The 19,046-nt window shown below is 65.7% G+C and carries 15 protein-coding genes; 11 read left to right on the forward strand and 4 right to left on the reverse strand.

Annotated features, from left to right (window positions below; translation table 11 throughout):
- The first annotated feature begins 50 nt into the window (after window positions 1–50).
- Window positions 51–1,553, forward strand: a complete 1,503-nt coding sequence (locus VMT65_RS32355) for a dihydroorotase (RefSeq protein WP_326312382.1) — start codon at window positions 51–53, stop codon at window positions 1,551–1,553.
- Window positions 1,554–1,574: 21 nt separating this feature from the next.
- On the opposite strand, the gene VMT65_RS32360 is transcribed toward VMT65_RS32355, so the two are convergent.
- Window positions 1,575–2,267 carry a type 1 glutamine amidotransferase domain-containing protein gene (locus VMT65_RS32360; RefSeq protein WP_326312384.1) on the reverse strand — a complete coding sequence of 231 codons (693 nt, stop codon included), beginning with the start codon at window positions 2,265–2,267 and terminating at the stop codon, window positions 1,575–1,577.
- Window positions 2,268–2,400: 133 nt separating this feature from the next.
- Complete coding sequence (locus VMT65_RS32365; protein ID WP_326312386.1) at window positions 2,401–4,227, reverse strand: tryptophan 7-halogenase; 1,827 nt, start codon at window positions 4,225–4,227, stop codon at window positions 2,401–2,403.
- A gap of 148 nt (window positions 4,228–4,375) precedes the next feature.
- On the opposite strand from VMT65_RS32365, the gene VMT65_RS32370 reads away from it, so the two are divergent.
- Genes VMT65_RS32370 through VMT65_RS32405 form a run of 8 tightly spaced genes read left to right on the forward strand, consistent with a single transcriptional unit; the run spans window position 4,376 to window position 13,786 of the window.
- On the forward strand, window positions 4,376–5,332 hold the full coding sequence (locus VMT65_RS32370; protein ID WP_326312388.1) for a DUF1702 family protein: 957 nt from the start codon (window positions 4,376–4,378) through the stop codon (window positions 5,330–5,332).
- Entirely contained in the window at window positions 5,329–6,300 is a 972-nt protein-coding gene (locus VMT65_RS32375; RefSeq protein ID WP_326312389.1) for a DUF1702 family protein, read from the forward strand. The genes VMT65_RS32370 and VMT65_RS32375 overlap by 4 nt, the downstream gene beginning before the upstream one ends.
- A gap of 32 nt (window positions 6,301–6,332) precedes the next feature.
- The gene (locus VMT65_RS32380) at window positions 6,333–7,271 is read left to right on the forward strand and encodes a DUF1702 family protein (RefSeq protein ID WP_326312391.1); all 939 of its coding nucleotides are present in this window, start codon (window positions 6,333–6,335) and stop codon (window positions 7,269–7,271) included.
- On the forward strand, window positions 7,268–8,215 hold the full coding sequence (locus VMT65_RS32385; RefSeq protein WP_326312392.1) for a DUF1702 family protein: 948 nt from the start codon (window positions 7,268–7,270) through the stop codon (window positions 8,213–8,215). Before VMT65_RS32380 ends, VMT65_RS32385 begins: the two co-directional genes overlap by 4 nt.
- 27 nt (window positions 8,216–8,242) lie before the next feature.
- Window positions 8,243–9,790, forward strand: a complete 1,548-nt coding sequence (locus tag VMT65_RS32390; protein ID WP_326312394.1) for an MFS transporter — start codon at window positions 8,243–8,245, stop codon at window positions 9,788–9,790.
- On the forward strand, window positions 9,787–11,592 hold the full coding sequence (locus VMT65_RS32395) for an NAD(P)/FAD-dependent oxidoreductase (RefSeq protein ID WP_326312395.1): 1,806 nt from the start codon (window positions 9,787–9,789) through the stop codon (window positions 11,590–11,592). The genes VMT65_RS32390 and VMT65_RS32395 overlap by 4 nt, the downstream gene beginning before the upstream one ends.
- The gene (locus VMT65_RS32400; protein WP_326312402.1) at window positions 11,561–12,403 is read left to right on the forward strand and encodes a TetR/AcrR family transcriptional regulator; all 843 of its coding nucleotides are present in this window, start codon (window positions 11,561–11,563) and stop codon (window positions 12,401–12,403) included. Before VMT65_RS32395 ends, VMT65_RS32400 begins: the two co-directional genes overlap by 32 nt.
- A gap of 30 nt (window positions 12,404–12,433) precedes the next feature.
- The gene (locus tag VMT65_RS32405; protein WP_326312403.1) at window positions 12,434–13,786 is read left to right on the forward strand and encodes a cation:proton antiporter; all 1,353 of its coding nucleotides are present in this window, start codon (window positions 12,434–12,436) and stop codon (window positions 13,784–13,786) included.
- Between the two features lie 33 nt (window positions 13,787–13,819).
- On the opposite strand, the gene VMT65_RS32410 is transcribed toward VMT65_RS32405, so the two are convergent.
- Complete coding sequence (locus VMT65_RS32410; protein ID WP_326312404.1) at window positions 13,820–14,380, reverse strand: TetR/AcrR family transcriptional regulator; 561 nt, start codon at window positions 14,378–14,380, stop codon at window positions 13,820–13,822.
- Window positions 14,381–14,428: 48 nt separating this feature from the next.
- Window positions 14,429–15,271, reverse strand: a complete 843-nt coding sequence (locus tag VMT65_RS32415) for an AfsR/SARP family transcriptional regulator (protein ID WP_326312405.1) — start codon at window positions 15,269–15,271, stop codon at window positions 14,429–14,431.
- A 178-nt stretch (window positions 15,272–15,449) separates the two neighbouring features.
- Between VMT65_RS32415 and VMT65_RS32420 the strand changes: the two genes are divergently transcribed.
- On the forward strand, window positions 15,450–17,267 hold the full coding sequence (locus VMT65_RS32420) for an NAD(P)/FAD-dependent oxidoreductase (RefSeq protein ID WP_326312406.1): 1,818 nt from the start codon (window positions 15,450–15,452) through the stop codon (window positions 17,265–17,267).
- Between the two features lie 23 nt (window positions 17,268–17,290).
- Window positions 17,291–19,033 carry an NAD(P)/FAD-dependent oxidoreductase gene (locus tag VMT65_RS32425; protein WP_326312407.1) on the forward strand — a complete coding sequence of 581 codons (1,743 nt, stop codon included), beginning with the start codon at window positions 17,291–17,293 and terminating at the stop codon, window positions 19,031–19,033.
- Window positions 19,034–19,046: the final 13 nt, after the last annotated feature.

Consider the following 19,046-nt stretch of genomic DNA (forward strand, 5'->3'; position numbering starts at 1 on the left):
TGATCGGCCTGTTGGTAAAGTGGTTTCGCAGAAGGAAACTGGAGTCAATCGTGGCGGAGATCGATCTGCTGATTCGGAACGCGCGCGTCGTCCGCCCCGGAGCCCCCGACGCCACCGAGCCCGAAATCCAGGACATCGCCGTGACCGACGGCGTGATCAGCGCTGTCGCGCCGGGGATTTCGGTGGCGTCGGCGACCGAGGTGGTCGACGCCCAGGGGCGGCTGGCCTTCCCGGGTGCGGTGGACGCACACCAGCACTGGGGGATCTATTCGGAGCTGTCCGAGGACACCGTCTCCGAGAGTCGCGCCTGCGCTCAGGGCGGTGTCACCACATCGCTGAGCTATCTGCGCACGGGTCGCTACTATCTCGATCGCGGTGGCTCATACCGGGACTTCGTGCCCGCGGCGCTGGACCGCATGGCCGGGCGATCCTATATCGACCACGCGATCCACCTCGCACCCATGACCCGCGAGCACATCGACGAAATTCCGTACCTGGTCGAGGAATTCGGGATCACCTCGTTCAAGATCTTCATGTTCTACGGCGGCCACGGGCTGCACGGACGCTCCGCCGATCAGGCGGAGTTCCTCATGATCCCGCCGGGGGAGCGCTACGACCTCGCGCATTTCGAATTCGTCATGCGCGGCCTGCGGCGGGCGCGCGAGCGCTACGGGGACGTGATCACGCTCTCGCTGCACTGCGAAACCGCCGAGATCATGGCCGCCTACACCGAACTCGTGGAGCGCGAGGGCGTCCTGACCGGGCTACGCGCCTATAGCGCGTCACGCCCGCCGCATTCGGAAGGGCTGGCGGTCACCACGGCGTCGTATCTCGCGCACGAAACCGGTTTCCCGACCATCAATCTGCTGCACCTGTCCTCGGCGAAGGCGGTCGACGCCGCCCTGCGCATGGCGAAGGCCTTCCCGCACATCGACTTCCGCCGCGAGGTCACGATCGGCCATCTGCTCGCCGACGTCGACACCGCGCACGGCATCGGCGGCAAGGTGAATCCACCGCTGCGCGAGCGCGCCGACGTCGAGGCGCTGTGGGGGCACCTGCTCGCGGGCGAGATCGACTGGGTGGTCAGCGACCACGCCTGCTGCCGTGACGAACAGAAGTTCGGGGTCGACCGCGAGGATGTCTTCCTCGCCAAATCCGGTTTCGGCGGGGCGGAATACCTGTTGCCCGGCCTGGTCGGCGAGGGGATGAAACGGGGTCTGAGTCCCCAGCACATCGCCCGCCTGACGTCGTGGAATCCGGCTCGCCGCTTCGGACTCACCGGCAAAGGCGACCTCGCCCCGGGCTTCGACGCCGATATCGCGCTGGTCGACACCGGGGTCAACTGGACGGTGCGCGCCTCCGATTCCGAATCGGCCCAGGAGTACTCGCCTTTCGAGGGCTTCGACATGACGGCGCGGGTCAGCGACGTCTTCCTGCGTGGCCAACGCATACTCGCCGAGGGGCGCGTCGAGGGCGAGCCGCGCGGGCGCTACCTGCCGAGAGCGATCGCCACCGAGAGCCGGTCTAGTCGTGACGGGCACGGATCCCGGTAGGTCAGCCCGGGTCGGCGGCCCTCAGAGCGCCTTCAACAACTCCGCGGCCAGCGGGGCGGAGGAGGCCGGGTTCTGTCCGGTGTAGAGGTTGCGGTCGACCTCGATGTGGGGAGCCCACGGCTCGCCTTCGCGGTAGTCGACGCCCAGTGCGATCAGACGGTCCTGGAGCAGCCACTTGGCCTTGTCGGCGAAACCGGCCTGTGTCTCTTCGGCATTGGTGAACGCGGCCACCCGGTAGCCCGCGAACGGCGAGTTGCCCTCGGGGTCCGCGGTGGCGAGCAGTGCGGCGGGCGCGTGGCACACCACGCCCAGCGGCTTGCCCGAGGCGAGCGCGGCGTTGAGCAGCCTTCCGGAGTCGGCGTCGACCGCGAGGTCCTCCATCGGACCGTGCCCACCGGGGTAGTAGACGGCGTCGAAATCGTCCAGCCGAACCTCCCCGAGGCGACTCGGCCGAGTCAATTCGGTTGCGGCACGCAGGGTTTCCGCGATCTTCTCCGCGCCCTCAGCGCCGCCGTTGGCCTCGGGTGCGAGGCTGCCGCTATCGACGCTCGGCACGACGCCGCCCGGGGTGGCCACGACGATCTCGTGCCCGGCGGCCTTGAACGCCTCATAGGGCGCGGCGAACTCTTCGGCCCAGTACCCGGTCGGGTGCTTGGTGCCGTCCGCCAGCGTCCAGTGGTCGACGCCGGTCATGACGAACAGGATCTTTGCCATGAAGCGACGATAAGCATCCTGCAATTAGATGACCAATAGAATTGTTCATGGCCGATATTGGTTCCTCGATGGAGCCCGCCGACGCCCCGGCCATCCGCGCGGCGGTAGCCGAGCACCTCCTTCGAGCAGAAGACTATCGGACTGCGGAGTCGATATCTTCGGTGCTCGGCACAGGGTTTTCGTCCGGTTTCGACGGACCGCCCATGGTGATCCAGAGCGGACTGGTCGGATTCTTGTGCCGGTCTTTGCGATAGATGGAGAGGAAATCGGTGATCAGAGGGTCGCGGCGCCACTGCTGGATGCGGTCCACGACTTCGTCGGTGTAGTTGTCGGCGTGGGCCTCGATCACGGTACTGATCAGCTGGCCGGCGAGTTGGGCGAACAGGCGGGTGTTGGCGGAGAATCTGGTCTCGAATTCGGCCGGGGTGAGGTCGTCTGCCATGCCGCGGTGCAACCGGTCCATGAAGTTCAGGGGCACGTGGGTGTCGATGTATTGCGGGTCGAGGGGCGGGCCGTCGATGGTCTGCCATTCGGTGAAGAATTGCTGCATGCGGTTGCTGATCTGGGTGAGCCTGCCCAGATTGGCTGCCACCGACGGGTTTGCGCTGATCGTTCGGAACTTGTCGTGGAAGAAGAGCAGACCGAACACGCCCCAGTAGAAGGCGGTATCCCAGACGACCTTCGAGGACATGATGCGGGCGCTGCCCATCAGCGGGTAGCGCTTCTCGTAGATCGAGCGCCAGAAGTCGGCGACGTTGCGGTAGAGGCTGTCATGGATGGCCGCGAGCGCGGTGACATCCTCGCCTGCCAGGGAACGCAGGATGAGGTCCGAGGTCAGGCCATTGCTGATCGAGATCAGGTCCAGGCCAGGGGAATACAGCGGATCCAGGAAGAGCCCCGCTTCGCCGGTCAGCGCCCATCGCTGATCACCGGCATAGACCTGCTCGGCGCTGTAGCAGTAGTCGCGCATGACCCGGAAGTCCTGGATCTTGTCCAGGTGCTGATCGATCTGCGCCGCCGCCTCGGGCTCGAACTTCCGAATCCATTCCAGCGCCTTGTCCAGCTTGTTGAAGGTGTCGAAGTTGTGCAGGTCGTCGTCGCACACGATTCCCACGCTGGTCGAGCCGGACGCCAGCGGAATCAACCAGAGCCAATAACCGGGCCCCATCAAATGATTGGTGGAGTGGTAGCGCTTGCCCTCGGCTGTGCGTCGCGTCCACTCGGGGTCATCGGACCAGGTGTCGATATCGATCCGATGCGCCACTCGGAACCACGACGCGTTGGCGGTGTGCGCGACCGGAATACGCTGCCTGCCCAGGCGACGCCGCAGTACCTGGGTGCGGCCGGACGCATCGACCACCCAGCGCCCGGCGACGTCGCGTTGCCCCTCCGGCGTCTTGATCCGCACCCGGTGCAGTGGCTCCTCTGGGCGCAGGTCGACATCGGTGACCTTGCAACCGCTGATGAACTCGACTCCCGCTGCGGCGCACCGCCGCCCGATCTCGTTCTCCAGTCGGCCCCGGTCCAGCTGGTAGGTGTCGAGGGGTAGCCAAACCGACGTGCCCACCTCGACCCGGCGCGTGATATCGGAGTTGTCGCCGCCGGTGAAGAAGAACCGAAGACCGAATTTGCGCAGCTGTCCGTTGTCCAGATGGTCTTTCAGCCCGAGAATGTCGCGCAGGTAATGCGCGGAGATCTCCACGGTCGATTCGCCGACCTTGTGCGCCGCTTCCGGAACCGGGTGCGGTTGGTTCTCGATGACGATCACCCGGATGTCCGGCTGCGTCCGTCGCAATTGCAGTGACAGGGTCAGTCCGGCCATCCCGCCGCCCAGGATGACCACGTCATAGTGCCCCGGCTCGGCCGGGCGGGAAGCCTGTCGCGCGCGCAACACCTCGGCCAGCGCGGCCTTCTGCTCGTCGGACAGCTCGGACAGTTGTTGCCGTACTGCTTCAGTCATGGTTCCTCCTCGGGAACACACTGTCCGGCAGGCAATTTCGGCGGTCTTCCGAACTCGGTAAGTCCTGCGTAATGGCCACTCACATCATCGGTGGAGACAAGCAGCAGTCCACAACTCCTTCCAGGGGAGATCAGACACGATGACTACTTTGCTGGCCCGGGCGCGTTTGGCGGTGCTGGGCGTTTCGGAGAAAGAAATCCTCGCATTCAAAAAGGGCGATTCCGCGAGGTGGCGCCATCTCGAAGATGCGTTGCGGGCCGAGGTCGGCGGCTATCACGCGGTGCTCGAGGGCGGCGGTGTGGAGGCCATCGTGCGGCGGATGGACCGCTTTCCCAAGCACATGAACGGTTACGCCCACGAGGGCGTGGCGATGGGCCTTACAGGAATGGATTGCTGGCTCCCGGGGAAGTCGCGATTTCGAGAGTTTCTCTCCGGCGCCGGTGACGCGCACATCTACATGTCCCATATCGGCGCGGGCGAGGCGCTCGCTCGGATGCGGCGCCTGCCCGAACCGTTCCTGAACCGTCTCGACGACCCGGTGGCGCGGTGGCTGGTCATGGATGGCTACGGCTTCCACCAGGGCTTCTTTCAGCGGGCCCGCTACGTGGATCGACAGGTCGTGCCACCCTATCTCTCCCCGTACGCTCGTCGCGTCTTCGATCAAGGCGTCGGGCGCAGCATCTGGTTCACCGTCGGCGCCGACGTGGACCGCGTCGCGGCCGACGTGGCCGCCTTTTCCCCGGCCCGCCAGGCCGATATGTGGCTGGGCATCGGGACCGGGTGTTGCTACGCCGGTGGCTTGGCTCGGCACGAGATCGAGCACCTGCGGGAGGTGTGCGAGCCGTATCTCCCGTACGTCGCGACGGGCGCGGCCTTCGCGGCCAAGGGCCGACACCGCGCGGGAAACCCGGTGTCCGACACCGACCTGGCGTGCGAAGTGCTTTGCGAGACAACCAGTATCGGCGCTGCCGCGATAGTGGACGACGTGCTGGACAATATGCCCGCGCATTACTCCCGTCCGGCCTGTGAAGTCGTCCAAGACCATGTGATCGAGGCGTTCTCCGCGCGCGTCGGCCGCCCGGCGGATGTGGAGCGCGCGCTATGACACTCGCACCCACGGCCCCCGTCGACAGTGGCCTGCGCGACACGGTCGGCACGCTGTTGTGGCGGTCCTTCGCCGCAGCCGGGGCGATGCCATCGGCTCCGGAGCTCTCCGACGGCGCGTCGGCCGCGCGGTTGAAGCATGTCGTGTTCACGGTCACCGAGTGCAGCCGAACGACACTGCTCGATCCCAGATTCGACACGCTGGTTCCCAAGCTCGACGCCTACGACGCAGAGCTGCACGGCTTCGCCTACGAAGGCGCCGGGGTGGGACTCGCCGCGCTCGATTGCCTGTCGCCCCGCAGGAATCGCACCGCGGCCCTCGCCACCGGTCCCGGAGCGCATCACGTCTTCGGTATCTATCTCGGTGCGGGCATGTGCCTGGCGAGGATTCGGCGCGACCCCGAATCGTTCCGCAGGCGACTGGGCGATCCGTTGCTGAGCTGGATCATCCTGGATGGGTACGGCTTCTATAAAGGATTCTTCGCCTACCGGCGGCATGTGCAGCACCGGTTCGTGCCGCCACACCTGTACGGATACGGGCGCCGCGTCTTCGATCAGGGTGTGGGACGCGCGATTTGGTTCGCCGCCGACGCCGACGCGGATCGGGTCGCGGCGACCATCGCCACCTTCTCGCCGTCGCGGCAGGCCGACCTGTGGAGCGGCGTGGGCTTCGCCTGCGGCTATTCCGGGGGCATCGAGCGCAGCGCCCTCGATGCGCTGCCCGCCCTCGCCGACAGCCACCGCGGTCACCTCGCCCTGGGCGCGGCGATGTCGGCCAAGGCCCGCCATCTGGGCGGCAACCCGGCCTCCCACAACGAGCTGGCCTGTGAAGTGTTGTGCGGGACCACCTCACAGCAGGCCTCGGCGATCGCGGACTCCGCGGTGCGAGATCTTCCGTCGGGCAACGACGTTCCCGCCCACGCACTGTGGCGCCAGCGCATTCTTCAGGAGTTCCTGTCACCATGCTGAGCAAAGTTCTCCAGCCCCTGCTGAAACTGTCGGTGGACGACTTCCCGCGGGTGGCCAAGCAGCAGTTCGGCGACCTGCCGGAGATGGACGCCGTGTGGCCGCACTTCAAGCCGCCGTCGCACGCGATCCTCGACAACTTCTGGGCGACCCTCGACCACCCCGGCTTGGCCGATGTCATTCCCCTGCTGGAAGCCAACCCCGCCAAGGTGCGCGGCGTCGCCTACGAAGGCGCGGCAATGGGCCTGACGCTGCTGGATTTCCTGCTGCCCTACCGCAAGCGGCTCAAAGGTTTTCTCGCGGTGTGCGGTGTGTACAAGCCAATGGTCTATGTCGGCGCGGGCATGATCCTGCCGTACCTGCCAACCGATCCCTTGCGGGTCATCGCGCGCTTCGACGACCCCGAGCGATGGCTGATTCTCGACGGATTCGGCTTCTTCCGGGGATTCTTCGCCGCCCGGGACAGCTTCGACAGACAACTCAGGCCCGACGGGCTCAGTGGCGAATCCGCTCGCAACTTCGACAGCGGACTGGGGCGCAGCCTCTACTTCGTCAGCGCGGCCAATCCGGACCGGATTGCCGGTGTCCTGCAAGCCTTTCCGGAGTCGCGCCGCCGCGACCTGTGGGGCGGGGTCGGCTTGGCGTGCGGTTACACCGGCGGGGCGCTCGACCGTGAGGGCTTTCAACGGCTGCTGCGCACCGCGGGCCCCTACGCCGCCGAAGTCGCTGTCGGCCTGGCGGTGGCGGCAGGGTTTCGCGAGCAGACCAACCACCCCGCGGACCATACAGATGGGGCCTGCGACGTGTTCTGGGGCCTCGAGGCCGCCGATGTGGCCAGGCTGGTCGCGGCCGAATGCGCTGGCACACACCCTGATCCGTCCGGGCCGCGATACGACGCGTGGCGGCAGCGGGTCAAGGCTGTCTGGACAGAACGCCAGCAACTGACCGCCGATGCAGGAAGGGCAGATCGATGACCGCAGTGGGTAGCGTGCGCCGTCGCGTATTCGGCATAGCGGAGCCGCGAAAAGTCTTCGACAGGCCGGGGTTCGCGCCGGTGGCCTGGAGCCGATTCGCCCCGGTGATGGAGTCACTTGCCTTGGGCTACAACGTGACCCTGGAGGACAGCGCCATGGCGGTGCTGATCCCCAAACTGGAGGCGGTCGACCCGGTGCTGCACGGATTCGCCTATGAGGGCGCGGCCATGGGCCTTGGCGTCCTCGACGTCATCGCGCCCGGGAAGCACCGGACGGCCGCTTTCGCCGCCGGGCCGGGCGCACGCCACATGGCTACCGTGTACGTCGGTTTCGGCTTGGCCCTGGCGCGGTTGCGGCGGCGGCCCGAAAAGTATCTGACGCAACTCGACCCGGTGCTCGGGTGGGTCGTCGTGGACGGCTATGGCTTTCACGAGGGTTTCTTCGCGCGTCGTCGCTCCATTCTGCGACAACTGCGGCCGTCACATCTGTCCGACACCGGGCGGGAACTGTACGACCAGGGCATCGGCCGGTCACTGTGGTTCTCCACGGGTGCCGACATCGCGCTTGTCGCGGAGGCGATTTCGCGCTTCGCGCCCGGCCGCCAGGTGAACCTGTGGACGGGTACGGCCATGGCCTGCAGTTTCGCCGGGGGCACCGACCGCGCCGGTCTCGAACAGCTGTGCCGGGCAGCCGGAGCTCATCGTCATCGGCTGTCGTGGGGGGCCGCGGCGGCGGCCTGGACCCGCGACCTCGCCCACAACCCGACTCCCCATACCGACCTGGCTTGTGAAGTGCTGGGCGAGATCTCGAGTTCCGACGCTGCCCGGGTGTTGGAGAAGACTCGCCACGAACTCGTCGGAAACCCGCCCTCCGCGTCGTATCGAACCTGGCGCGAAACCTGCATCCCGAGGCTCTTGGCCGGAACCGCCGGTCGCCCGGCCTGATTCGACGACACTCTGAGAGGCGCACGCATGCGCAAGTACCGGGAGACCATGATTCTCTTCGCGCTGATGGCGACCGCGTACATCGTCACCGTGGAAATCACGATCATGAACGTGGCACTGCCCACCCTGACCAGGGACCTCTCGGCCACCACGACCCAGCTGCAATGGGTGGTCGACGCCTACAACCTGTTCCTGGGCGCCTTCGTCCTGGCCGCCGGGAGCCTCAGCGACCGGCAAGGCCGCAAGGGCGCCCTGCTGCTAGGGATGGGAATTCTCGTTGTGGCCTCCCTGGCGGGGGCATGGGCCGAGACGAGCGGCGGTCTGATCGCCGCGCGGGCCGGGATGGGACTGGGCGCGGCGCTCATGTTGCCCACCACATTGTCGATTCTGGCGAACGCGTTCACCGAACGCCGCGCCCGCGCCCGCGCCATCGGATTATGGGGCGCATCAACGGGTTTGGGCGTCGCCACCGGACCGATCGTGGGCGGCTGGCTACTGGGCCGCTACTGGTGGGGCAGCATCTTCGCCTTCTTGGCGCTGCTCACCGTGGCAGTCGCCGCGCTCATCGTCGTGTTCGTGCCGACCTCGCGCGACCCGAAGACACCGCCGATCGACTGGCGGGGCCTGGCGCTGTCGATCGTCGGGTTCGGGGTGCTGGTGCTGGGCATCATCGAGGCCCCGCAATGGGGATGGGGGGAGATCTCGACCATCGCATGCTTCGCGATTGGCGTGATGGTTCTGCTGATCTTCATCGCGGTGCAGCGGCGCACCAAGGATCCGATGCTGGATGTATCGCTGTTTGCCAACATGCGCTACACCGCGGCGAGTTGCTCGGTCGCCATCTCGTTCTTCGCGCTCAATGGCTTCATCTTCCTCATCACGCAATACATGCAGCTGGTGAAGGGCTACAGCGCGCTGTCCATGGGTCTGCGCCTGCTGCCGATGGCCGGCTCGATCGGAATCGCGTCGATCGTCGGTGCGTGGCTCGCCGTGCGGATCGGGAACAAGGTGGTCGTCACCGCGGGCCTGATTCTGTTCGCGGTGGGTCTGGCGTGGGCGGCGACGAACACCGGCAGCACCGCCTACAGCTTCATGTCCATCAATATCGTTGTGCTCGGCCTGGGTTTCGGCCTGATCAGCACCCCGGCCACCGAAGCCATCATGGGCGCGGTCGCCAAAGAGAAGGCCGGGGTCGGTGCGGCGGTCAACGACGCGACCCGTTTGTGCGGAGCCACCCTCGGAGTGGCGGTGATCGGCAGCATGGCTTCCTCGCTCTACTACAACAGAATGGGTTCGACGGTGTCCGCCGCGCTGCCCGACTCCGTCATCTCGGCCTCCGACGGCTCCCTCGGTGGCGCGCTCGAGGCGGCGAAAGACCTTGCCGCCCACGCAGACAGCGAGGGCGCCCGGCAGTTGTCCGACACCGCTACCTCCGCCTTCCTGTTCAGCATGCAAGGCGGGTCGTTACTCGCGGCGGGAACCGTCTTCGCCACCGCCGTCATGGCCTGGCTCCTCTTGCCCGCCCGCCCGCGCACCCACGATTCCGAACCCGGCCCGGTGGAGGTAGCACAATGACCGATCAGACAGCGCCCGGCAACGCGGATTCCGCGTTCGATGCAGTGGCGTTCGACGTGGTGATCCTCGGCGGTGGCGCCGCGGGACTGACACTGGCACTGCAACTGCACAACGCGCGCCCCGGCACCTCGATCGTGGTGGTGGAGAAGAGTGTTCGGGCGCCCGAGGCGGCGCACAAGGTCGGCGAGTCCACGGTTGACATCGCCTCGCACTACCTGCGCGACGTGCTCGGGATCGAGCCGCACATCAGCGATCTGCAGCTGGAGAAGTTCGGGCTGCGGTTCTTCTTCACTCAGGGCGACAACCGGGACATCGCGCGCCGTGTCGAGCTCGGCCACGCGCGCCGGACCCATGTCGCGAAGACCTATCAGCTCGACCGCGGGCGGTTCGAGAACTACCTGTCCGACGAGCTGAGCGCCGCCGGTGTGGCCATGTGGGTCGGGCACAAGGTCGAGGAGATCGACCTCACCGGGGGCGATGATCGACACCGCGTGCGGGTGACCACACCGGACGGGCAACATCGGGATGTGCGGGCCCACTGGGTGATTGACGCCTCGGGCCGCGCGTCGCTGCTCAAGCGGAAACTTGGACTGTCGAAACCCAACGGCCACAACGTCAATGCCGCCTGGTTCCGCATCGATTACCCGATCGACATCGGTGAATGGTCGGATCTGCCGAGTTGGCACGAGCGCATCGGTGACGGCCGCCGCAGCCTGTCGACCAACCACCTCGTGGGTGAGGGCTACTGGGTGTGGCTGATCCCGTTGGCCTCCAACACGATCAGCGTCGGCATCGTCGTGGATGCCGATCTGCACCCGTTCGCGCGGATCAGCCGTTTCGAGAAGGCGTTGGAGTGGTTGCGCGAGCACGAGCCGCAATGCGCGGAGGTGATCGAGTCGCATCGCGACAAACTGCTCGACTTCAAGGTCATGCGCAACTACTCCTATGGCTGCGAGCAGGTCTACTCGGCGGACGGCTGGTGTTTGACGGGCGAGGCGGGAATCTTCCTGGACCCGCTGTATTCGCCGGGGTTCGATGTCATCTCGATGAGCAACGGGTTGATCACCGATCTGGTCACCCAGGCCCTCGACGGCGCGGACGTCGACGATCTGGCCGCCATCCACAACAACGTGTTCTTCATGGTCACCGACGGGTGGCTGCCCATCTACGAGGGCCAGTACCCGATCCTGGGCAACGCTCGGGTCATGAGCGCCAAGGTCCTCTGGGACACCGGGGTCTACTGGGCCGTGCCTTCGCTGCTCTACTACCGAGACCAGTTCCGGCAGTTGGTCGATCGGCCGGGACTGGTGCGGCAGCTGGCGCGGATGTCGTCGATCACCGAGCCGGTGCAGCGGTTCTTCCGCGAGTGGTACGCGGTCGAACCGCGGGTGCACGCCGACGGTTTCGTCACCTACTACGACTTCGATTTCATGATCCGCTTCCACGAGGGCATGGTCGCCGACCTTTCCGACGCCGAGGTGGGTGAGCGGCTCGCCGGCAACCTCGACGAGTTGGAGCGGATCGCCGGGGAGCTCGTGGCGGCAGTGCTCGCCGAGTGCGACGCCGCCGAGGACGAGGCGCGCCGCGCCCAGGCCGGTCGGTGGCGTGCCGACAAGGCGTTGATGCGATTGGTGGAAATCTATCGGGCGCACGACGATTCGGCGAATGCGTGGATCACCGTGGGACCGGACGGGCTGGCCAAGGGCGGCGGCCGGGACTTCTCGATTCGCCCCTACTCCGCGGACCCGGCGGCGCTACCGGAAACCGACAGTGACCGCGCGGCGGGTGCGCTGGGGAGATGAGATGACGGTACCGGCACGAGTGCTGAGTCGGCGCGAACGACGGCGGCTGGAGACCTGCGACGAGATCGTCGAGGTGGCAAGGGATGTGCTGCGCGAAGGCGACGATCTGTCGTTGCGGGCGGTCGCTACCCAGATGGGAATGACGGCGCCTGCCCTGTATCGCTATATCGATAGTATCGACGAATTGCACGTGCTGGTCGCACGCGCCATCTGCACCGACGTCATCGCCGCCATGGCTGAAGCGGGCGAACGCTATTCGCGAGACGATCCCGCCGCCCGGCTGGCCGCGTCCGCCACCGCGCTACGTTGCTGGGCGCTGGCAAACCGCACCGAATTCCTGGTGGCCTTCGCGAACCCGACGCTGGCCGCGGTGTCCTGCCCGATTCGCCGAAAGGCGCTGGGACGGCTGCCCGCGGGCGACGACGATTCGCCGAATCCGTTCGCCGCGTACTTCGCTCAGATGTTCATTGACCTGCATTCGCGCGGATTGATCGTGGTGCCGACCGCCGACGATCTGAACCCGCGGTTGTACGCACTAATACAAAAGAGCGCCGCCCAGCGGGACAATCCGTTCTACGCCGCGCTCGGTGTCGAGGGACTGGGCACGTATTGGCTGTTCAAATTGGCCTGGGTCCGGCTGTACGGGATTCTCGTGGCCGAGGTCTACGGGCAGGTCGACGAGGAACTCGTCGGCTCCGACGTGGCTTTCAACACGCTGATGCGCGAAACCTTTTCCAGCCTCGGCCTGGCCGACAGGTGGGACCGGCTCGTCGAGGTAAGTCGCGCTACCGCGCTGCGTGCGGACACCTAGAGAATCACCGACGACGTCGAGGAGTCAGCCTTGCCGACATTGCTGGAAATCACGAGTCATCTTTTTATTCAAATGTTGGTCATCTTGGTGACCTATCGCCTCATCTGGCCGCTGTTTCGCAGGCTGGCGCAGGTCCAGGTCGTGGCTGTGATGGTCGCGGGATTCTTGTTGGGGCCGTCGGTGTTCGGCGCGATTTGGCCCGCGGCGCAACACTGGTTGTTCCCGACCAAGCTGCACATCGGCAACACCTCGATCATTCATCCGAATCTGATCGCGATCTATATCGTCGGGCAAATCGGCCTGGTGCTCTACATGTTCCTGGTAGGCGCCTCGTTCAAACTCGATATCCTCGGCGCCCACATGCGGCAGGCGGGCGCTACGTCGGCCTTCGGTGTTGTCGTTCCGATGATTCTCGGAGGTCTCATTGGCTCGCTGATGATCACCAATGGCGGCTATTTCACCGAGAAGGTCAGCCATTGGCAGGGTGCGTTGTTCATCGCGGCCGCCGTCGCGATCACGGCCTTTCCGATGCTGGCGTGGATCGTCTACGACTCCGGGCTGATGAACACGCGATTGGGCACCATGTCGCTGTCGTGCGCCGCGGTCGATGACGCGTGCTCCTGGCTTCTGTTGGCCACCGTGGTCGCCACCACCAAGGGCGATATGAGCGATGCGCTGACCACCCTGCTCGGCGGCATCGCCTACGTCCTGGTCATGGTGTTCGTCGCGCGACGCTGGCTGGCGCGGCTCAATACCTGGACCCCCCGCGGGGATGCCGCGCGTACCGGCGGCATTCCGATCGCGCATCTGACGATCGTGTTGCTGGTCATCCTCGCTGGTTGCTGGTTCACGGATTCCATCGGGCTGTTCTCTGTCTTCGGCGCGTTCGTAGCGGGAGTGGTCATGCCGCGCGGCGAATTGCTCGACAAGATCCGCGACCGCTTCGAACCCCTGGTCGCCTATCTGTTTCTACCCGGCTTCTTCATCTATTCCGGGCTCAACACACAGCTGTCGCTGATCTTCGCACCCGGGGTGCTACTGATGGGTGCGCTGGTTCTGGTGGTGTCCTTCGCCGGGAAGTTCGGCGCGATCGGTCTCGCCGCGCGGTGGCAGGGAATGGGTTGGCGCGAAGCAGGTTCGATGGGCGCACTCGCCAACGCCCGGGGACTGATGGAGCTCATTCTGCTCAACATCGGGCAAACAGCGGGTCTGATCACGGACGAGCTGTACACCATTCTGGCGCTGATGACGATTGTCACCACCTTCGCCGCCACACCGATTCAGCGGATCTTCGAACGCCGCGCCTGGAAAGAGGGTTACGTCTTCGGCCCGATGGGGGAGGAACGCAAACCGGCCGAAGTCGCCACGCCGGTCAAGCCCTGAGACCCTGGTTCCCGACCTCTGCTGATCTCAGGATCAGCAGAGGTCGGGCACATCCTGGACGTCTTCGAGGATCTCGACCGCCCACGGCACCGGGATTGCGTCGTGGCCGACAACGCCCATGGCGCTCATGACGGTCAGGAGCATCCCGGTGGCCACGAAGTGGCGGGCTTCGGAGACCGACGCTCCAGTCAGTTCGCGGGCTACGCCGTAGATCCGGCCGAAACCGGCGCGAACCGCCTCGCCGATCACGGGGTCGCCACTGGCGGTGAACCCGTGCAGCATGCCGAGCAGCGGCTCTCGCTCGGTCAGGAAGATGTCGTAGGCCTTGCCCAGCACCTCGACCGCCTCCGCCGTCGGTGTGGCGGGGTCGAGCCCGGCGACGGCCTCGCGGAAGGTCTCCTCGATCCGGCCGCAGACCTGTTCGATCACCGCGACGAACAGCTGCTGCTTGGTGCCGAAGAGCCGGATCACGTATGGCTGCGAGACGCCCGCGCGGCGAGCGATCTCATCGGTTTTCGTCGCGGCATAGCCGGACTCGGCGAAGGCGGACACGGCGGCGGCGAGCACCTCGGTGCGACGACCGGTCGCTGTCATCCGAATTCTCTTGGAACGCACTGGGTTTCCTTCCCAGACGGTCGCCGGTCAGCCCGCGCGCTGGATTCGTTCCCACAGCCGCAGGGCGGATCCACTCGGATCGGCCCCGAGTTCGCGGCGGATGGTTTCCAGGTATCGCGCGAACTGAGTTCTCGCAGCCAGGACATTGCCTTGGCGCAGATTGACTTCCGCGATCGCCGTGGATGCCTCTTCCGAGTATGGATCTCGTTCCAGGACCGAAAGCGCGATCGGGAGTGCCTTGTGTATCTGGCCGCGAACCAAATACAGCCGCAGCAGTCGGCTCTCCACGTCGCGGTGCGCAACGTCGTATGCAGTACGCGATGAGTCGAAGGCCTCGTCGAACAGGTTCTCCGGCAGAAAGGTTCGACGGTAGTAGTCCAGCACCAGTTCGTATGAAGTGATCGCCGTCTCGACATCGCCCTTCGTATCGGCGTCCTTGCCCGCGGCTAGGAGCCGTTCGGCCGCGCGGACGTCGGTCCACCAGCTGTCGGCGAAATCGAACCAGTACAACCCTTTACCGTCGGAGCGGATGAACGTCGACGGCTGGCGAGCGGCCAGGTCGGGCTCGAGCAAGTGCCGCAGGTAATGCAGCGTCACATGGAGTCGGTTCGGATTGCTGCGCGATCTGCGCACGGGCCAGAGCAACTCACACAATTCCAGCGACCCGACGCGGATACCCGGATTGAGCAGAAACCACTTCAGCAGCGTGCGCGCACTCGTACGACCGAGCTCGGCCGCATCGTTGAGTGGCGCGCCGTCACGCGAGACGTGGAACGGACCGAAGAAGCGAGCCTGAAATCGATGACTCTCGGCGTCTGTGGCCCGTGTGTGTCGAACTCCCTCCTGGTCGCCTGCATGGCGTTCGGTCATATGGCCTCCCATGTGAAGGCCGCAGCTATCGATCAGCGGCGTTGGTTGGAACTCGACCCGACGCCGTTGTCCTGGGTCGACCACCCTAGTGAACACGCGACTACTTTCGTGACCCTTTCGCGCCACGTAAGCGCACCGAAAGTCACTGCCGTGACAGTACTTCGGGGAGGAGGCAGCCATGACCAAATCGGTACGACATCGACTCTCCGGATTGTCGGGAGACCAGCGGGCAGCGCTCGCGGAGTCCCTGCGCGCTCGCCGGGCAACGGAATCGGCCGCGCCGGGACACTATGACGTGGTCATTCTCGGCGGCGGTACCGCGGGCCTGACGCTCGCGCTTCAGCTTCGCCGACAACGGCCCGGTATTCGAGTGGCTGTCGTCGAACGGCTCGCCCATCCGGTTCCCGAGACCACACACAAGGTGGGGGAGTCCACCGTCGAAATCGCCGCGCATTATCTGCGCGACGTACTCGGATTACAGGACCACCTCGCGACTCAGCAGATCCGCAAATTCGGGTTGCGAATGTTCTTCAGCAACCACGACAACACCGATATCGCTCGGCGTGTCGAATTGGGCAGCTCGGTGTTCGTGCCACTGAGCAGCTACCAACTCGACCGCGGGCGTTTGGAGAACGCGCTCGGCGTGTGCTGCGTCGAAGCCGGGGTCGAATTCCTGGCCGGCCGCAAGGTGGCCGAGGTGGAGTTGCGACCCGACGACGCGGTGCACCGGATTCGGATCGCTGGTCCCGACGGGGAGCGAGATATCTTCGCGCGGTGGGTGGTCGACGCCTCCGGACGCGGCCAACTGTTGCAGCGTCAGCACCGTCGGCTGCGCAAGCCGGTCGGCCACACCGCGAATGCGGCGTGGTTCCGGATCGCGCATCCCATCGATGTCGGCACCTGGACCGACGATCGGGACTGGGCCGCGCGGATCGCCGAAGGCGAACGCGCCATGTCGACGAATCACCTGATGGGCGAGGGCTACTGGGTGTGGCTCATCCGGCTGGCGTCGGGCTCCACCAGCGTCGGGATCGTGGCCGAGGCCGAGGCGCACTCGTTCGGTTCCTTCAATACTCTCGACAAGGCGCGGGAGTGGCTGCGCCGCCGCGAACCGCAGTGCGCGGCAGTCGTCGACGAGCATGCTGACGTCATCCAGGACTTCCGGGTGATGCGCGACTACTCCTATGGATGTGAGCAGGTGTTCTCGGGGGAACAGCGCTGGTGTCTCACGGGCGAGGCGGGCGTTTTCCTGGACCCGCTCTACTCGCCGGGCCTGGATCTGATCTCCATCGGGAATGGTCTGGCAGTCGATCTGATCACCCGATCGCTGTCGGGTGAGGACGTCACCGCACTGGGCGCGATCCACGACACCCTGTTTCGCAATGTGGCCGCCATCTGGCTGGCGGTCTACGAGAAGCAGTACGGACTCATGGGCAACGCGCGGGTGATGACGTCGAAGGTCATCTGGGACACCGCGTTCTACTGGGGCGTGTTCGGTCTGCTGTTCTTCAACGACAAGTTCCGCAGTGCGGCGACCGTCCCTTCGCTGGCCGCGGACCTGGGGCGGCTGACTCAGATCAGCAACCGGGTTCAGCAGTTCTTCCGTGAGTGGGCCGCGATCGACGACTCCGCGCTGCCGGCGCAGTTCGTCGATCTTTACGCACCGCTGGACTTCATGATCGCACTGCACGCCGGTATGGCCGACGAGTTGACCGATGCGGAGTTCGAGCAGCGATTCAACAAGAACACGCGCCTGTTCGCGCAACTCGCCGGTCAGCTGGTCAGCACGGTCATCGCCGCCTATGCCGAGCGGACCTACGACGACGAGGTCGTCGCCCGCATCCAGGGCTGGCAGCGCGACCCGATCATCGCCGAGCTGCTGGCTGTCTATCGCCGTGAGCGACACCGTAATCCGACCAGCCCGGAGTGGATCAACGTCCCCCGGTCCGAGGCCGGACAGCCGACGCCCGCCGCACCGGCGGCAACCGCATCGTGAGCGCCGAATCCTGAGGAGACACCATGAACACTTCGTCCAAGACGCCCGGCGGGGATCGAGCACCCGAGACGGTCGATGTGGCCATCGTCGGTGGCGGCATCGCCGGACTGACTCTCGCCCTGCAGTTGAAGAAGTCCATTCCCGACCTCGCGATCACGGTGATCGAACGGCAGGCGCATCCGGTCACCGAGGCCGCCCACAAGGTCGGTGAGTCCAGCGTCGAGATGCAGGCGCACTACCTGCGCGACGTACTCGGCCTGAAAGACCACCTCGAGGCCGAGCAGCTGCGCAAATTCGGGCTGCGGATGTTCTTCCCCCACAACGGGAATCACGATATCGCGCGTCGAGTGGAGTTCGGCCAGATCGAAGAGGCGCCGCTGCCCACCTACCAGCTCGACCGGGGTCGCCTGGAGAATCACCTGGGCACCCGGATCGCCGCCGCGGGCGTGCGTTTCCTCGACCGGCATCGTGTCGTCAGTGTCGACCTGCGCGGCGGCGACCAGCAGCATGTGATCCATGTGAGCGGTGGTGACGAACATCGAGTCATCCAGGCGCGCTGGGTGGTGGACGCGTCCGGGCGGGCGGGCCTGCTCAAACGGAAACTCGGCTTGGCCAAACCGATTTCGCACCACGCGAACTCCTCGTGGTTCCGGATAGCGCGTCCGATCGACATCGGCTCGTGGTCCAGCGACGCGGACTGGCTCGCGCGCACCGACGTCGAGCGCGGCCCCTACGGCCGCCGCGGTGGCGCTCGCCGCCTGTCGACGAATCATCTGATGGGCCACGGGTATTGGGTATGGATCATCCCACTTGCATCGGGATCGACGAGCATCGGCATCGTCGCCGATGCCGAGATCCACCCGCACGAGGGCTTCAGCACGCTCGACCGTGCCCTGGAATGGCTCGCCAGCCATGAACCGCAGTGCGCGGCGGCCGTCGCCGACCACCGCGACGAGATCCAGGACTTCCGGGTCATGCACGACTACGCATACGGCTGCAAGCAGGTGTACTCCGAGGATCGCTGGTGTCTGACCGGCGAGGCCGGGGTCTCGATCGATCCGCTGTACTCCTCCGGCGGAGACCTCATGGGGATCAGCAATGGGTTGATCGTGGACCTCATCGAACGTGACCGCGCCGGGGAAGACCTGCGGGAGAAGGTCATCGCGCACAACCAGGTGTACCTGGTGCTCAGCGAGATCTGGCTGGTCGCCTATCAGCAGCAGTTCCAGCTGATGGGCAACCCGCAGGTGATGGTTGCAAAGGTCATCTGGGACACCATCATGTACTGGTCGGTGCCCGGCCTGCTGTTCTTCCACGAGAAGTTCCCGCGCCTGGGCGACAGCCCCCAGTCTATGGCGAATCTGTTGCGCGCCTGGAAGATCCACACCCGCGTGCAGCAATTCGCACGTGAATGGCATGCGGTCGACGATCGACCGGCCGCGGGCGTGTTCGCGGAGCCGTACACACTGCTGCCCTTCATCGTCGAGCTGCACGAGGGGATGGCCGCCGGCCTGCCGGACGACCAACTGGACGAGCAATTCGCCAGGAATGTCGCGCTGCTCGAGCAGGTCGCCGGGCAACTGGTCACCACGGTCATCGACCGACTGCGCGAGACTCCGGAACTCGCGGCCGAGGCGCAGATCGAAGCGTGGCTCGCCGACCGCTTGCTGTCCGAGCTGCGGTCGGCGTACCAGCGGTCGCACGAAACCAATCCGATCACCGACGCGTGGGTCACCTTGGGCCGTCAAAGCCCCTCGATGGCCTGAGCAGAGGAGGACC

Source organism: Nocardia sp. CDC153 (assembly GCF_035818515.1).
Taxonomy (GTDB): Bacteria; Actinomycetota; Actinomycetes; order Mycobacteriales; family Mycobacteriaceae; genus Nocardia.

What these genes read in the sequence shown, in the direction of transcription:
- VMT65_RS32385 (WP_326312392.1), top strand. Translation starts at nt 7,268, where the DNA reads ATGACCGCAGTGGGTAGCGTGCGCCGTCGCGTATTCGGCATAGCGGAG.
- VMT65_RS32390 (WP_326312394.1), top strand. Translation starts at nt 8,243, where the DNA reads ATGCGCAAGTACCGGGAGACCATGATTCTCTTCGCGCTGATGGCGACC.
- VMT65_RS32420 (WP_326312406.1), top strand. Translation starts at nt 15,450, where the DNA reads ATGACCAAATCGGTACGACATCGACTCTCCGGATTGTCGGGAGACCAG.
- VMT65_RS32395 (WP_326312395.1), top strand. Translation starts at nt 9,787, where the DNA reads ATGACCGATCAGACAGCGCCCGGCAACGCGGATTCCGCGTTCGATGCA.
- VMT65_RS32365 (WP_326312386.1), bottom strand. Translation starts at nt 4,227, where the DNA reads ATGACTGAAGCAGTACGGCAACAACTGTCCGAGCTGTCCGACGAGCAG.
- VMT65_RS32415 (WP_326312405.1), bottom strand. Translation starts at nt 15,271, where the DNA reads ATGACCGAACGCCATGCAGGCGACCAGGAGGGAGTTCGACACACACGG.
- VMT65_RS32425 (WP_326312407.1), top strand. Translation starts at nt 17,291, where the DNA reads ATGAACACTTCGTCCAAGACGCCCGGCGGGGATCGAGCACCCGAGACG.
- VMT65_RS32360 (WP_326312384.1), bottom strand. Translation starts at nt 2,267, where the DNA reads ATGGCAAAGATCCTGTTCGTCATGACCGGCGTCGACCACTGGACGCTG.
- VMT65_RS32375 (WP_326312389.1), top strand. Translation starts at nt 5,329, where the DNA reads ATGACACTCGCACCCACGGCCCCCGTCGACAGTGGCCTGCGCGACACG.
- VMT65_RS32410 (WP_326312404.1), bottom strand. Translation starts at nt 14,380, where the DNA reads ATGACAGCGACCGGTCGTCGCACCGAGGTGCTCGCCGCCGCCGTGTCC.